General features: G+C 48.4%; 11 protein-coding genes and 1 pseudogene. 1 reads left to right on the top strand and 11 read right to left on the bottom strand.

What is annotated here, in order from left to right:
• Positions 1-18: 18 nt before the first annotated feature.
• From ACTQ3A_RS00060 to ACTQ3A_RS00025, 8 genes are all read right to left on the bottom strand, one after another.
• Positions 19-342, bottom strand: coding sequence for a hypothetical protein (locus ACTQ3A_RS00060; protein WP_441495205.1), 324 nt, complete (start codon positions 340-342; stop codon positions 19-21).
• Positions 343-658: 316 nt separating this feature from the next.
• Positions 659-1,288, bottom strand: coding sequence for a response regulator transcription factor (locus ACTQ3A_RS00055; RefSeq protein WP_441100724.1), 630 nt, complete (start codon positions 1,286-1,288; stop codon positions 659-661).
• Between the two features lie 75 nt (positions 1,289-1,363).
• Entirely contained in the window at positions 1,364-2,356 is a 993-nt protein-coding gene (locus ACTQ3A_RS00050) for a hypothetical protein (protein WP_441494252.1), read from the bottom strand.
• A 2-nt stretch (positions 2,357-2,358) separates the two neighbouring features.
• Positions 2,359-4,029: a histidine kinase N-terminal 7TM domain-containing protein gene (locus tag ACTQ3A_RS00045; protein WP_441494253.1), complete on the bottom strand. Its 1,671-nt coding sequence runs from the start codon at positions 4,027-4,029 to the stop codon at positions 2,359-2,361.
• A gap of 407 nt (positions 4,030-4,436) precedes the next feature.
• A complete protein-coding gene (locus ACTQ3A_RS00040) occupies positions 4,437-5,780 on the bottom strand; it encodes an MATE family efflux transporter (protein ID WP_441494260.1) in 1,344 nt (447 codons plus the stop codon).
• 571 nt (positions 5,781-6,351) lie between these two features.
• On the bottom strand, positions 6,352-7,323 hold the full coding sequence (locus ACTQ3A_RS00035; RefSeq protein WP_441494254.1) for an alpha/beta hydrolase: 972 nt from the start codon (positions 7,321-7,323) through the stop codon (positions 6,352-6,354).
• A 2-nt stretch (positions 7,324-7,325) separates the two neighbouring features.
• Complete coding sequence (locus ACTQ3A_RS00030) at positions 7,326-8,090, bottom strand: carboxymuconolactone decarboxylase family protein (RefSeq protein WP_441494255.1); 765 nt, start codon at positions 8,088-8,090, stop codon at positions 7,326-7,328.
• Between the two features lie 3 nt (positions 8,091-8,093).
• Entirely contained in the window at positions 8,094-8,633 is a 540-nt protein-coding gene (locus ACTQ3A_RS00025) for a flavodoxin family protein (RefSeq protein ID WP_441494256.1), read from the bottom strand.
• 106 nt (positions 8,634-8,739) lie between these two features.
• Here ACTQ3A_RS00025 and ACTQ3A_RS00020 point away from each other — a divergent pair, with 106 nt between their 5' ends.
• The gene (locus ACTQ3A_RS00020; RefSeq protein WP_441494257.1) at positions 8,740-9,180 is read left to right on the top strand and encodes a MerR family transcriptional regulator; all 441 of its coding nucleotides are present in this window, start codon (positions 8,740-8,742) and stop codon (positions 9,178-9,180) included.
• Between the two features lie 606 nt (positions 9,181-9,786).
• Here the strand turns inward: ACTQ3A_RS00020 and ACTQ3A_RS00015 are convergent.
• The 3 genes and pseudogenes from ACTQ3A_RS00015 to ACTQ3A_RS00005 all read right to left on the bottom strand — a co-directional run bounded on the left by ACTQ3A_RS00015 (position 9,787) and on the right by ACTQ3A_RS00005 (position 13,209).
• Positions 9,787-11,019, bottom strand: coding sequence for a tyrosine-type recombinase/integrase (locus ACTQ3A_RS00015; RefSeq protein ID WP_441495178.1), 1,233 nt, complete (start codon positions 11,017-11,019; stop codon positions 9,787-9,789).
• Positions 11,020-11,170: 151 nt separating this feature from the next.
• Positions 11,171-11,902: pseudogene (locus ACTQ3A_RS00010) on the bottom strand (site-specific integrase); the annotation flags it as partial.
• A complete protein-coding gene (locus tag ACTQ3A_RS00005; RefSeq protein ID WP_441495222.1) occupies positions 11,872-13,209 on the bottom strand; it encodes an InlB B-repeat-containing protein in 1,338 nt (445 codons plus the stop codon). The gene ACTQ3A_RS00005 and the pseudogene ACTQ3A_RS00010, both read right to left, overlap by 31 nt.
• Between the last annotated feature and the right edge of the window lie 1,035 nt (positions 13,210-14,244).

The following is a 14,244-nucleotide window of genomic DNA, read 5'->3' as shown; positions in this document are numbered from 1 at the left end:
GTCTCGATTTTTGTTCTGTCACAGTGCGTCAATGACTGCCGACAGATAACTGGAAGAAACCGATCCATAGATAAAGTTGTCAATCAGACCATCTTTTTTGGCCTGTCTGACCCGGTCCGCCAGTTTTTTCTCCGTGTTCTCATCAACTACCAGCACCACCTTGCAATCCGGATTGCTGTTCTTCAGCGCATCACGAATTCGCATTCTTCCCTCCAGCATCCATGGCGCATAAGCGGTAACCTCCATAACCAGAATGTTCGCCAGTATGGCATTGCATAATTCCAGAGTCTTGTCCGGACTTTCACTCATGACCGGATCAAAATCAGAATCAAATTTACGCAATGCTTCCGCTATCGCATCCGCAAACAGCATATTCTGCATATCAATCACGACCCGACGCAATATCCTTACCTCCAAATGTTCTGATTCATATCCGACCCCGGACATGAGACAATGCGTTTTTTCTGTACATCCTCATTATAAGAGCAGCGAATTTTTCCTTCCCTACCCATAAGGGTAAAGTTATCGAATCTGTACCTTTTACAAAAGCGAAACCGCCTGAAGTTACATACAAAAATCCCCGGCTTACTCTGATATGTATCCGGAATTCCGGGTACACATCAAAATAAACCGGGGACTTAATAAATCAGACATCCTTTCAATCAAACAGCTTCGGTATAATATATTGTTTTCCTGTAACGGCAATGGCGAGCTGTGTCTTGTTTGCATAGCCTGTTTTCTGCAGAATGTTTCGAATATGATACTTTACATTGTCTTTCGTGTAGTGCAGCCGTTCTGCGATTTCGCTGTACTCCAGCCCTTCACAGACCAGGCGCAGCACCTTGATTTCAGTCTCCGTCAAATCATTGCTGGTCGTAATGCCGATCTTTACCGCCGGTGTCTCCGCAGGCCAGATCTGTCTGCCCTGCATAGTCGCATCCATGACGGTCAGCAGGTCCTCCGGACTGACGTCTTTATACCAGAAGCTATCCGCCCCTGCTTCTCGCGCACGCTTGATAAAGCTCTCCTCAACCATCGAGGTGACAACAATGATTTTCAATTCCGGAAACTGTCTGCGTAGCTCGGAAGCTGTGTCGATACCGTCTTTCGTACTATGGGTACAGACATCCATGAGCACCAGATCGACCCTGCTCCTGCGGCAGACGGTTTCTGCAAGGTCCGCTTTCGACAGACTGCCCACCAGTTCGTAGTCTCCGCCATTTTTCACGATATTCTCCATATATTCCCTGGCAATCCGCTGGTCATCAATGACCAAAACCTTCGTCATACTGCCCCCTCCTGTTCTCTCCCGATCTCACAATCTGACGCCATCACAGTCCGGCAGCCTCAGCGCCCAGCCCTGTCACGACCCGACGGCGTCACTATCCGGCAGCCTCACGGTCAGAACAAACGACGGATGCCAACAGATTTCCATCCTTCCGTCCTCTTTCACAACGAGTCTCTCCAGATCCGCCAGACCGCCCCGCGGCGCAGCCGCCTCTTCCGGCGGCCTTCCGTCATTGGTCACGCGAAGCATGTGCCAACCCTGCCCACGCTCTACTTCCACAAAAAGTATTGTGGCATCCGCATGTCGAGCTGCATTGACACATGCTTCCCGCATAATCTTCAAAAACAGCTCCAGTGTCTCCCTTTCTTTCGGCATTTGCCCTGTTATTTTTACATGAATACCGGATACCGCTGCATCATGGATAAACTCCGTCAGGCCGTCCTGCGGGCAGCTGTTTTCCTCCTGCAGCACCTGAATGGCGCGGCGAAACTGCACGACTGCTGCAGAATTTTCCGAAGAAGTAGTACCGCTGCGCAACATCTGCCGTATCGCGGTGACTCCGAGGTTCATTTGGTCATGCAGCCGTGATTTCATGTTCAAAATTTCCTGTTCCCTGGCTGCTTCCTTCATATGATCCGACAGATTTTTCAATTCCTCATACATCTTTTTCAGCTCTTTTGACTGACGTTTTAATTCCTGCCGCCTTTCATACAATTCAGTCACATCGATGAACACCGTCTCTATATAGATCTTTCCATATTTCGTTTTGACCGGAGCTTCCGAATACTTCCATACGCTTCCATCGGGGAAGAGAAAGACATTTCCGTCCCGTACAATACCAGTCGATGAATCGCACTCGTCCAGTGCACTTTTCAGCTCCTGGTAGCTTTGAAGATCACTCTGTGCCATTTTTCGAAACAGCCTGTACATGACCGGGTTGCACAATTTCACTGATCCGGAGGAGTTAAAATAGCAAACTGCTGCCGGAAGTGTGTCGAGTGCTTCTTTTACGGCAGTACGCAGTGCATATTGATGCCGGATCCGTTCTGCCGCTTTTCCAATCCACATGATCACACCCCGCCTTTCCGCATTCGGAACGAAAAGCGATACGTTCCCTTGTCTTCGGCCGAAAAAAAATCAGCGATCTGCGCAAACTGCGTCAGATCCGTCTCGCAGACAAATTCCATATGCAGCAGATAACCGCCCGCATCGTTCCGCAGATGAATCCAGACATTGGTGAGGTCATACAAACAGGACTCCGTTATCGTCTCGAAGCTCCGATACACCCGAAGCATATCCGAGGTTGCAAGCGGAACCCCCGATGGCAGTGTATAGAGACAGTTCACACCGAGAAGCTCCAGATTCATAAAGGATTCCTCAAAGCACCTGGACAGGTCCTGGATATCCGCGGATGAACTGCGCTCGCGGATAAGCAGCAGATTGCCGTATCGTTTGATATAGGCGCCGATTACCGCCGCGCCCGCCAGAAGCCGGCCGCATCTGCTGCCATCCGTTTCTGTCTCGTAATTTTCCAGAATCCGTTCGATCAGATCCATCTGCCGCTCTGTTTCGCTCTGGAGCAGATCATTTACCCTGTTTTTCTCCTGAAGGGCAAGAATCCTTTTCTTCATTTCCAGATTCTTCCGCCGGATACGGTTACGTTCCGCAAGCTCCGAGCAGTTATCCTCAATCTGATCGATGGCTTCGGTCAGTTCAGAAACATCCTCCTGCCAGAGAACATGACCGAATCCGATCGGCTGACTCCTGACAAGCGTATTCTTATCTGCCAGGATGGCCTCGTCCCCTGCCTTTCTCCTCTGTTCCTCCGTCAGCGTGACTGCGTTGAGGCTTGCAAGACAGACATTATTCTCAGCATCCGTTATCTGCGCTCCGAGCCTGCTGACCGGAAACAGTTCGTCGTAACCGGTATTGCTCTGGATCAGGCCACATTGGATACAGCTTTCAAGCGTTGCCGAGAACAGCAGGCAATATACAATGGTAATATCACCGGCAAGCATCCTCAGCCATAACAGCTGAACAATACCGAACGAATCTAAAACCCACAGCGTGCCGTAGATCATTGCAAGGATGACCGGAAGAAAGGGCAATATCAGGACTTTGCGGCTGTGCGAAATCCGGCATTTAATCAGCATGATCACAAGAGCAGTTACACTGCATAACATCATCCAGACGACAATCAGAAAGTAACCAATGCCATAATTATAATCATCCATCCACACCACAGCGTCGGCAGGAAAAATGAATACGATCTGATGCAAATCGTTGGTCAGAACCAGCATCAGGAGCAGCACCGTTGGTATATAAAACAATGCTGTCCACTTCGGCAGTCGGAAATTTTCTCCTTTTCCCAGCGACAGCGCGATAAACACTGCCAGCAGCGGAATCATCAGCAGGGGAACATAGTACAGGTGCCACAGGAACCGGATCAGCCATACACCTTTCTCCAGCGAATACCGGATGGTTCTGACGGCAATCCAGAATATGATGAGAGCAGAAATAACGATGAGATAACGGCGCACCTGAATCTGAATGATCCGTATGTGGATCGAAATCCCCCAAACGAGAAACAAAACCAGATAAATGCCCGGACGAAGTATGCCGCTGATCCGGTACAATACGCCATCGGTCCGGTAAGCAGCCTGCCGCAGCGCCATCGCCGCCAGGACGGAAAGAAGCACATACAGAAAAACGCGAAGCTTTTTCAGAGAAGATTTTGTCACCGCGCATTTCCTCCTTCCCTTCAGGGAGTGCCCGGCACGGAGCCAGCCGTGTCATAAACCAGTTATACTATCATGTATTGCATATTTGTTTCGTGTTAGTTTACCCTATGTATATATTTTATTCTATTATCGCAATCCCCACAAGAACTTCAGGATTTTTTTTGGATATACTTTTCTGTTCCAAAATCTAATTTCTGTTTCAACCAAAACCTCCCGAGCTTCCAGCTGTCATATCCGAACAAAAAAAGCGAGTCCGCAGTGACGAACAGGCCGTACTCACCTGACCTTGATCCAAAAAGTCCAGTATTCATGCGGTTTTTCGGGCTTTTCTCTCTCAGTAAGCCCATAGGTAAACCCACGAAATCGCGAAATTTTTATTTTCTTGTAATCTTATTATACACCGGGTATTAGAGAGCGCTCGCCGCTTTATCCATTGGCCAGGATTTTCTGAGTGCCGCATAGGAAACCAAAAAGTTGGCAAGCCAGCCTGCAGGCACAGCAAGCCAAACAAATTCAATGCCAAAACGCGGCGCACAGATCAAAGCCACGGACAGGCGGATCGCAAGGTTTACCATGTTGGCAATAAGGAATGGGCGCATGATTCCAAGTCCGCGAAGAACTCCATCGGTCGCCATTTTAATTCCCATAAAGATAAAGAAGTAACCGATCCACCTCATATAATCCCCAGACACCTGATAAGCCAGAGCTGTTCCGTCTTTTCCAAGGAACAGCGAGGAAATCTGCGTGTGCAGCGTTTCAATGACAAGGAAGGCAATGGCTGCAAAGCACACATCCAGCACCAATGCTGCGTGGTAGCCTTTTTTGATACGCTGCGTTTTGTTTGCGCCAAGGTTCTGGGAAACATATGGAGAAACCGCATTGCCGATGGACACAAAAATCAGAGAAAAGACATTCTCCACCCGCATCGTTGCCGCATATCCTGCCAGCGCCTGTGTGCCGAAGGGATTGACCACTGCCTGTACGATCATCATACCGATAGACACGGTAGACTGCTGGAGAACTGACGGCACGGCAATTCGAAGCATCGAGCGCAGCTCCCACCTGTCAAACCAGACAAAGGCGCTCTTATACCGCCGCATCCGATATAGGAAAATCAATAGCGAGAACACAGCGGAAATTCCTTGGGCAATCAGGGTTGCCAGTGCCGCGCCGAACACGCCAAGCCCCAGACCGGCTACCATCCAAAGATCCATCACAATATTCAAGATCGATGAAAAGATCAGCAGCCCCAGCGGAATTTTTGATTCACCGATGGATGTGAACATGGTAGAAAGAATATTGTACATGAACAAAAACGGGAAACCCACAAAATAGACCCGTAAATATAGTACCGCTTCCTTCAGAATATCGGCAGGGGTCTGTAATCCGCTCATCATCGCATGAGAAAAGCAAAATCCAAAGACACCAAGGATGATGCTCAGAAGCAAAAAGCTGATCAATGATGTAGAAACAATGGTTTTCATTTTGCCATATTCTTTGGCACCGAAATAGCGGCTCACAAGCACACCTGCACCAACACCGGCCCCCAGTGCCACACAAATGAAAACATTCGTCAGGGCTGCACAGGCACCAACCGCCGCCAGTGCGGAGGAGCCAACAAACTGACCGACGATAATGGAATCAGCCATATTGTATACCTGCTGAAAAAAGCTGCCGAGAATCATCGGCATTACAAAAACCGTCAGCGCTTTCAGCGGCGTATCGGTAATCAAATACTCATCTTTTGACATAACCATATTCCCCCACAACTTCCTGCTATTTACCCCAAAGCGCGGCCACAGTAAGAGCAGCTGTACCATCCGGTCCCGGATACTGCCCCATCATCGCCATATCCACAATCGAGTAAACAGATGAGATCCGTGTACTGCCAAAGGCCACAGCAATATACCCAAAATAAATTTGTTTGATATTTTCGTAAAGAAAATCCATTAAAATCCGCCTCTGAACGCAAAAAAGCCGAACAAGGGACAGACATCTCAATCTGCGCCTTATCCGGCTGTTGTTTCCACGAACAGCTCACCCTCCGAGTGAATATTTAAAATCATAGCATTGGTGTGTGCAAATGTCAATGGATCTCAGTACAGCAAAAAGTCATGGCCACTTAACCGGAAATCTCCGGACTACTTCCTAAATGCTTTTCTTTATGGGTAACACATCATTGACAAACCTACACGTATCGTAGACAAATTCCGATTCTTCAATGGCTTAAATATTTCGTTTCAGTACATCCGATGCAGAACAGCAGAAACTTGATATACGCCTTCCTTCAGATGCTTACGCAAAAACACATAATATGCCGCTTCATCTCAAATACTCCGTAAAGAATGCGTTGAGCTTTTCAAACGGAATAATATCCATCTGATCGTAAAGGTCAGTGTGGTTTGCACCGGGGATAATGAGCAATTCCTTGTTATCGCCGGTCAGCTTGCTGTACGCTGTTTCGCTGAAATAGCGGGAGTGCGCCTTTTCCCCGTGTACCAGCAGCACGGCAGAGCGGATTTCGTTGCTGTATTGCAAGATCGGCATATTCAGGAACGACAGCGAGGAGGTCACATTCCAACCGCCGTTGGAGTTCAGGCTGCGGGAGTGATAGCCACGTGGCGTCTTATAGTAGGCATAATAGTCCTTTACAAACTGCGGTGCGTCCTCCGGCAGCGGATCAACCACACCACCCGTCAGCGCATAGCTGCCGTTTTTATAGTCCTCGGTGCGCTGTGCATTCATGGCTTTTTTCTTCTCAAAGCGTGCCTGCTCAGAATCCTCAGCATCAAAATATCCGTTGGCCGTTACACGGGTCATGTCGTACATGGTCATAGCCGCAGTAGCTTTGATGCGGGTGTCAATGGCTGCGGCATTGAGCGCCATGCCGCCCCAGCCGCAGATACCGATGATACCGATGCGCTCCGGGTCAACATTCTCCTGCACGGAAAGGAAGTCTACCGCTGCGCAGAAATCCTCGGTGTTGATGTCCGGCGAAGCGACATAGCGGGGTGTACCGCTGCTCTCGCCGGTGTAGGACGGATCGAAGGCAATCGTCAAGAAGCCAAGCTCTGCCATTTTCTGCGCATACAGACCGGAGGACTGCTCCTTTACCGCGCCGAACGGACCGCTGACGGCAATAGCGGGCAACTTGTCCACCACACTCTTTGGCGTATACATATCCGCCGCCAGTGTGATGCCATAGCGGTTGTGAAAGGTTACTTTCTTGTGATCCACCTTGTCACTTTTCGGGAACACCTTATCCCATTCCTGTGTTAAATTCAGTTTTTCCATATTCAGACCTCCTTGCCTGTTGCCTTAAAATATACTGTGTTGTCCACGGCTTCCAACCATTCATTGGATGTTTCGTCCCCCGGAACCTCTACCGCCAGATGAGAGAACCAGCTATCCGGCGCAGCACCGTGCCAGTGCTTGACGCCCACAGGGATATTTACTACATCGCCGGGGCGCAGCTCCTGTGCCGGTTTGCCCCATTCCTGATAGTAACCATGCCCGGCTACGCAGACAAGAATCTGTCCGCCGCCGCTTTTGGCGTGATGAATGTGCCAGTTGTTGCGGCAGCCCGGTTCAAAGGTCACATTGTAAATGCCAACCTGCTGCGTAGAAAGCGGTGCGAGATAGCTTTGCCCGATAAAATATTTCGCAAAGGCGTCATTGGGTGCGCCGATGGGAAAGACCATTTCATTCTGATGCTTGGCTTTTGCGTCGGCAGCATCGTCCTCCGCCCATACCTCCTTTGCCATACGGAAGGCCGCCCACGCCTTGGGCCAGCCCGCATAAAATGCCGCGTGGGTCAGGATCTCCGCAATTTCCGTTTTCGTCACGCCGTTGTTCTTTGCAGTTGTCAGATGGTACTGAAAAGACGAATCCGTCAGCCCTTGCGCCATCAGCGCCACCACTGTTACAATGCTGCGGTCTCGCAGGGAAAGCTTGTCTTCCCGGCTCCACACCTGCCCGAACAGTACATCATCATTCAATTCCGCAAATTTGGGAGCAAATTCCCCCAAAGCCTCTCTGCCTGCCGTTTGTTTAACTGCCATGGCTCACACCTCCCTGCCCATCTGATAAGCTTGCTCCAGTGCGGCATGACCTGCGATCTCTCCCGCGCTATTTACGCCGCCCGCAAACACTGTGCCCGCCAGCGCACAGCGGGGGAAACAGTCCACCCAGCCCTGCACGGCTTTCTCTGTACCCGCAAAGGTTTCCGGTGCGTCCTCTGCCGCCGCTGCAAGCAGATAGGCTTTCGTAAAGGCGTAGTCCGTATCAAACAGCGGGTTGGCACGATCCAGCATAGTCTTGAGCTGACCGCTGACGCAGTAATAGTAGACAGGCGTTGCGAACACCAGCACATTTGCATCGTGCATTTTGGCGGCAATTTCCACGGCATCGTCTTGGATGACGCAGTGCCCCAACTTCAGGCAGGCGAGGCATCCCTTGCAGAAGCCAACCTGCTTTTCCCGCAGATATACAGTTTCTACCTGATTACCTGCCTCCCGTGCGCCCTTGGCAAATGCTGCTGCCAGCGTTTCGGAGTTGCCGCCCTTACGGGGACTTGAGGAAATGATTAGTACCTTTTTATTCATCGTAGAACACTCCTTGCATTTTGATATTCTCTGTAGTATTCTCATGGTAGCGCCTAAACCTAACTTTAGGTCAAGATATTTTTTGAAAATTTTCGGAGGAAAATTTATGTATTCAATTGGACAGGTGGCAGAGATGTTCGGATTGCCTATCTCAACGCTGCGCTATTATGACAAGCAGGGACTTTTTCCGAACATGGAACGAGTATCCGGCATCCGCAAATTCGGTGACACGGAGATTGAAGCACTCCGGGTCATTGAATGTCTGAAAAAGGCCGGCATGGAGATCAAGGACATCCGGCAATTCATGGATTGGTGTGTAGAAGGGCCGTCCACCTATCCACAGCGCAAGGCCATGTTTGAGGAGCGGAAAGCCCACATGGACGCAGAGATTGCGCACATGAACCGGGTATTGGATATGCTGAAATTCAAGTGCTGGTATTATGAGCAGGCGATCCAGGACGGCAGTGAGGACAGACTAAAGGCACTGATTCCCGACCACTTGCCGGAGGAAATCCAAAAAGTATATGAAAACGCGCATAGCTGTTAGAACAAAAAAGCGAGTCCGCAGTGACGAGCAGGCCGCAGCGCAGCTGCGGTAATCAAAAAGACTCCCCGCCTTGACAGCAGAGAGCCTTGATAACAGATTCCGCGGGGAGTCTGTTTGATGATCTCTTTGAGAACTGTACGAGCGATCAGAAGATGTGCCTGTGGCACATCTTCCGCGAGTACCTGCGAGTCCGCAGTGACGAGCAGGCCGCAGCGCAGCTGCGGTAATCAAAAAGACTCCCCGCCTTGACAGCAGAGAGCCTTGATAACAGATTCCGCGGGGAGTCTGTTTGATGATCTCTTTGAGAACTGTACGAGCGATCAGAAGATGTGCCTGTGGCACATCTTCCGCGAGTACCTGCGAGTCCGCAGTGACGAGCAGGCCGCAGCGCAGCTGCGGTAATCAAAAAGACTCCCCGCCTTGACAGCAGAGAGCCTTGATAACAGATTCCGCGGGGAGTCTGTTTGATTATCTCTTTGAGAACTGCGGAGCGCGACGAGCCTTCTTGAGACCGTACTCATTGATGAAATGCTCAATTTTCCTTATTTTAAGCCATTTCTGCTTGGAATTATCCACTTACGTAACTGGGAAAATGGCCTAAATTTTTTATTTTTTCTGGCTGTCCGTATTATTTGACGGTTTTCTATCAAGTGCTTCCTTCACAACGGAAGAAAGCTTTCTTGGGTCATTATACTTGACCTTGGCATAAATATCCATCATTGTTTTGCTGTTATCATGCCCTGCCAGATACTGCACCGTCTTCGGATCCACACCTGCATAGATGAGATTCGTGATGTAGGTATGTCTCAGCATATGCGGTGATACGTAAAAATCAATGTCGCAGTGAATGCTGTGATTGTTGCGGACAGGCTCCCCTTTTTTATGCTGGATTGTCGTCCTGATTGCCTGGCCATTGACGTATTTGTAACATCTTCTTTCCAGGGTCGATCTCACTTTTACGTAATCCCAGATCCGGGTGTACTGCGAATAAGATATTGGACCATCTCCTTCCTTCGGTGTAATGACATAATTACCCTTTCCAAGTTCTTTTTCCTTCTGCAGAGCTTTCTGCAATATTTTCGGTATCGGGATATCTCTCCTGGCAGCTTTGGATTTCAGCTTTTCTGTTACTTCCGGACGGTTGTGGACTGAGCGCCACGCCCGCCGCACAGAAATATACGGCGTTTCTGCATCCAGAAATACACAATCCCATTGCAGCCCTAGGATCTCTTCCCGGCGAAGCCCTGCATACAGACCAATCAGGATAAAAAGGTAGACCGGCGTTTCTTTGATTGAAGCAAGTAGTGTCTTCACCTGCTCATCTGTCAGAGCCTGTCTCGGCTTCACTGGAACGCCGCCTCTTGCCGGCAGCTCCTCAGAAGAATCATAGTCAATGAATCCGCTTCTCAATGCTGACTTGAAGATTTGTTTGATCAGCATATTTACATGATCATAAGTCTTCGATGACATCTGTGAGATTGGCACCATCGCAACTCTCAGATCATCCAACCGGACATCTGACATATACATATCGCCAAGCGGTTTGACTATGTAATTTTTAATCGCATTCTGATAGCCTTTCATCGTTGCATAAGACAACCTGGGCGACTGCATTTCCAGCCATTTTTCACTGTATTCTCTGACTGTCGGATTTTCTCTTCGGAACAATTCATCCCGGAGCTCTTTCTCCTTCTTATATAGTTCTTCAGGCGTACTTGCATAAAGTGGGCGAACCTTTCCGTTGATATCCTTTATTCTTGTCCGATAGTATGAATGTCCATGAATTACATGCGTCCCATAATTAGGAACACTCCTTTTTCTCTCAACTCTCTCTGCCATTGCTGATCACACTCCTTTCGCTCTGGCTTTTTCCAACAATTTCTTTGTATCAGAACAAACCGGATCGCTTAAGGATGTCGATTCAGGGCATAAAGAAAGAGCGAAGGCATCAATTTTCCCCTCGCCCTTCTTTCTAATATATTAGTAGGAATCAATCCTCGTCTTCCCACTCGTCAAATGCATCCTGAAGCTGATTGATGACCTGATCCGGCTGGTGATACTTGACCTTGGCATAGATATCCATCGTTATCTTGCTGCGGGAATGTCCTGCCAAATACTGCACTGTCTTCGGATCCACACCTGCATGGATGAGATTCGTGATATACGTATGACGCAGCTGATGTGCTGTCACCTTGAAATCCAGACTGTAAACTACATGTCCGTTATGTCCAGCCTTCTCTCCCAGTTTTGCCTCAAACGTATGCTTTACCCGGACGCCATTTTCATACTTGAAGTAATGCTTTTCACCGGCTGTTCTTGTATCGATATATTTCCAAAGCAATTTAAACTGCCCATAAGTAAGCGGGTCACCTTTATCGTTAGCAATCACAAAGTCCGAAGTCGAATGCTCCTTCACTTTCGAAAGACATTCAAACAGACAATCCGGAAGCGTAATATTTCTGCGTGAAGAAGTGGTCTTCAATTCATCCGTGATCACCGGATGATTATTTTCCGTATGCCATGCACGCTGCACGGACAAATACGGTGCATCCGCATCCAGGAAAACACAGTCCCATTGAAGCGCCAGAATCTCTTCTCTCCGCAGACCCGCATATAAGCCCAGCATAACAAATGTATACGTTGTCTCTCGATCCTTTACGGCACTCAGAAGCTTTTCGCACTGTTCATCGGTCAGCGGAATCCTTTCATGAGCAGAACTGCCAAGCCTGCACCGGCAATCAGAAATACAATCCCGAAAATAATTATCTGGCTGTTATCACCTGTGGATACGGCAGAACGTCCTGCAGGTGCACCTGCACCTCTTGAAGCGCTTAAAACCTTCTGATCTTTGTCAGCGGTCACCGTCTCTACAGGCCTCACTGCGCTTTCAACTGCGGTCGCCTCGGTGCTGTCTGCAGGAGGATTCGAGGCTGGTTGTGCATTAACTGCCTTGGGAATCAATGCATTGTTTTCCACACGATCGCTCTGACTGTCACCGTCGCCATGGTGATGGTGATGATGGTGCTTCGGCGTGACATCCGAAGAGATCTTTGTCCATTTTGCATATACAACATTTTTCTCTTCATCATTCCGATCCACCAAAACATCCGTGTAAGGACCGTCTGTGCAATCAGCATCAAGATACCAGCCGTCAAACCTCCATCCTTTCGGAGTCTGCCCCATGGTATCAAAATCAGCAAGTGTTATTCTCCGGTTGTTCGTAATTCCGTTAACGGTCTTACTCTCATTGCCTTCCGCCGCAATTCCATAAGACTTAAAGTTAAAATCATATTTCATGGAAATTGCTGTATCGGCATCACCCCACTGTGCGGTAAATGTCATTCCACCGAATTTCATGGGTGCTACGCCGCCCGGATAATAGATTTTTCCATCGCCGCTGCACTTCCAGCCAAGGAAGACCTTCCCGTCCGGTGCCTTGATGCTGCCTGCATCTGCGACCACAACTCTGCCGTTTTCATAATAGGCTGTATCATCCACAGGAGTCGTACCCGAACCGCCATTCAAGTCATAGGTTACCTGATATGCCTTGATACTTCTCCATTCAGCCTTTAATGTGATGTCATCTGTGACCCCGTCGGCAAAATTGTAAGGTTCGCCGTTCAGCGTCCATCCAAGGAAAATTCTTCCTTCATAAACCGGATCAGCCGGTTTTTCAATTGTGCTGCCATATGCAATATTTTTAATGGGTGCGATCGTTGAGCTGCCTGCTGTGTCGAAGGTAACAGTATACTTGATTGGCTCCCATTTTGCATACAGTTCCAGATTGTATGCCGGCATTGTGATGTCAAAATCAAACGGCTCCGTTAATCTGGGATCTTTATACCATCCCGCAAATACAAGCTTCTGATTACCCTCAGTCATCTGTGTATTTCCGGCGATGTACTCTTTCGGTTCATATTGTCTGACATCATCTTCGTAAGGAACAGAAGCAGTATCTATTGAAGGGCCTCCTGCCGTATGATACGTAATCGTATAGATATTACGTGTCAGATATATATTAAGCGGCATGTCTTTTCCCCAATAGCTGACTCCTTTTCCATTCTCATTCACAAGTTGGTGAACATCATCCCAGCCTTGGTGATACCTGTACCAAACGACAATTTTTCCATTCTTATAAACCAAATAATGGCCATCAGATAGATCTAATGCCGGCGTGAAGCCCTCTACGCCAATATCTCCGTTGTCTAATGCTCCATTTCCACCTGAAGTAAATGCTCCTGAATGATGCAAATAATAGCTGCGGGTATCACCCGATCCTCTGCGCGATACGTTACGTACAATTGTTTGACCATTAGGCGCCTTCCCATGGAGCGTCTCACAAAATACATTATAGAAGGAATTTTCGGTCCCCATACCCTGATAGTTATATACGCTGTTACCTCTATCCAACATAGTTGACAGCTCACTATCATCATCAACAAATCTAGTATCGGGACCACCCGCAAATCTGTGATTTCCATCGAACAATTTATCTTTGGGCATAATGTCATATATCTGTTTCCACAGGTATGCCAGGCTTGCACTGAACTTGACATTCTCGTCTGAAACTGTATGCTGTTCGCCATCAGGCCCAGGGAAATGAAATTCAATATTATATGCCTTGCAGTCATAATAGACATCCAATATAGTTGTTCCATCAGCTGCAATCGGAATCGTCTTTGTTTTTTCTGGATTCAGTCTATATCCATACTGAACAAGATTAACCGGCGCTTTGAAGATATAATCACCGTCATACTCAGCGTTGCTTCCGGTTGTCCCCGTCCGTGATTCCCTTCCGACAAATTTATATCCCCAGCTCCCTCTTCCGTCATTGGAGGTAGCATCCGTCTGATACTCAATCCAATAACGAACTGAATACCCGGTATCTGTCTTGGGCACATATTTAGCATAAAGGGTCAAGGGAGCATCGACTTCGGAATTAAAGTCATATTTACTAAAACTTCCCATAGCAAAAATGGGCTTCGCACCTTGAAAACTCAATAATACAGGCAATCAGATAGGATCTTTATGCCGCTAAACCCGCCTTTGCCAGCGAATTACGGA

The sequence above is a fragment of the Bilifractor sp. LCP21S3_F8 genome, assembly GCF_052117805.1.
In the GTDB taxonomy this organism is placed as follows: domain Bacteria; phylum Bacillota; class Clostridia; order Lachnospirales; family Lachnospiraceae; genus Bilifractor.
Note: the sequence above shows the minus strand (reverse complement) of the source record. Positions and strands in the feature narration are given on the sequence as shown.

Excerpts from the sequence above, each read along its gene's own strand:
- ACTQ3A_RS00055 (WP_441100724.1), bottom strand. The coding sequence starts at position 1,288 with ATGACGAAGGTTTTGGTCATTGATGACCAGCGGATTGCCAGGGAATAT.
- ACTQ3A_RS00050 (WP_441494252.1), bottom strand. The coding sequence starts at position 2,356 with ATGTGGATTGGAAAAGCGGCAGAACGGATCCGGCATCAATATGCACTG.
- ACTQ3A_RS00040 (WP_441494260.1), bottom strand. The coding sequence starts at position 5,780 with ATGTCAAAAGATGAGTATTTGATTACCGATACGCCGCTGAAAGCGCTG.
- ACTQ3A_RS00035 (WP_441494254.1), bottom strand. The coding sequence starts at position 7,323 with ATGGAAAAACTGAATTTAACACAGGAATGGGATAAGGTGTTCCCGAAA.
- ACTQ3A_RS00030 (WP_441494255.1), bottom strand. The coding sequence starts at position 8,090 with ATGGCAGTTAAACAAACGGCAGGCAGAGAGGCTTTGGGGGAATTTGCT.
- ACTQ3A_RS00025 (WP_441494256.1), bottom strand. The coding sequence starts at position 8,633 with ATGAATAAAAAGGTACTAATCATTTCCTCAAGTCCCCGTAAGGGCGGC.
- ACTQ3A_RS00020 (WP_441494257.1), top strand. The coding sequence starts at position 8,740 with ATGTATTCAATTGGACAGGTGGCAGAGATGTTCGGATTGCCTATCTCA.
- ACTQ3A_RS00015 (WP_441495178.1), bottom strand. The coding sequence starts at position 11,019 with ATGGCAGAGAGAGTTGAGAGAAAAAGGAGTGTTCCTAATTATGGGACG.
- ACTQ3A_RS00005 (WP_441495222.1), bottom strand. The coding sequence starts at position 13,209 with ATGCCGCTTAATATATATCTGACACGTAATATCTATACGATTACGTAT.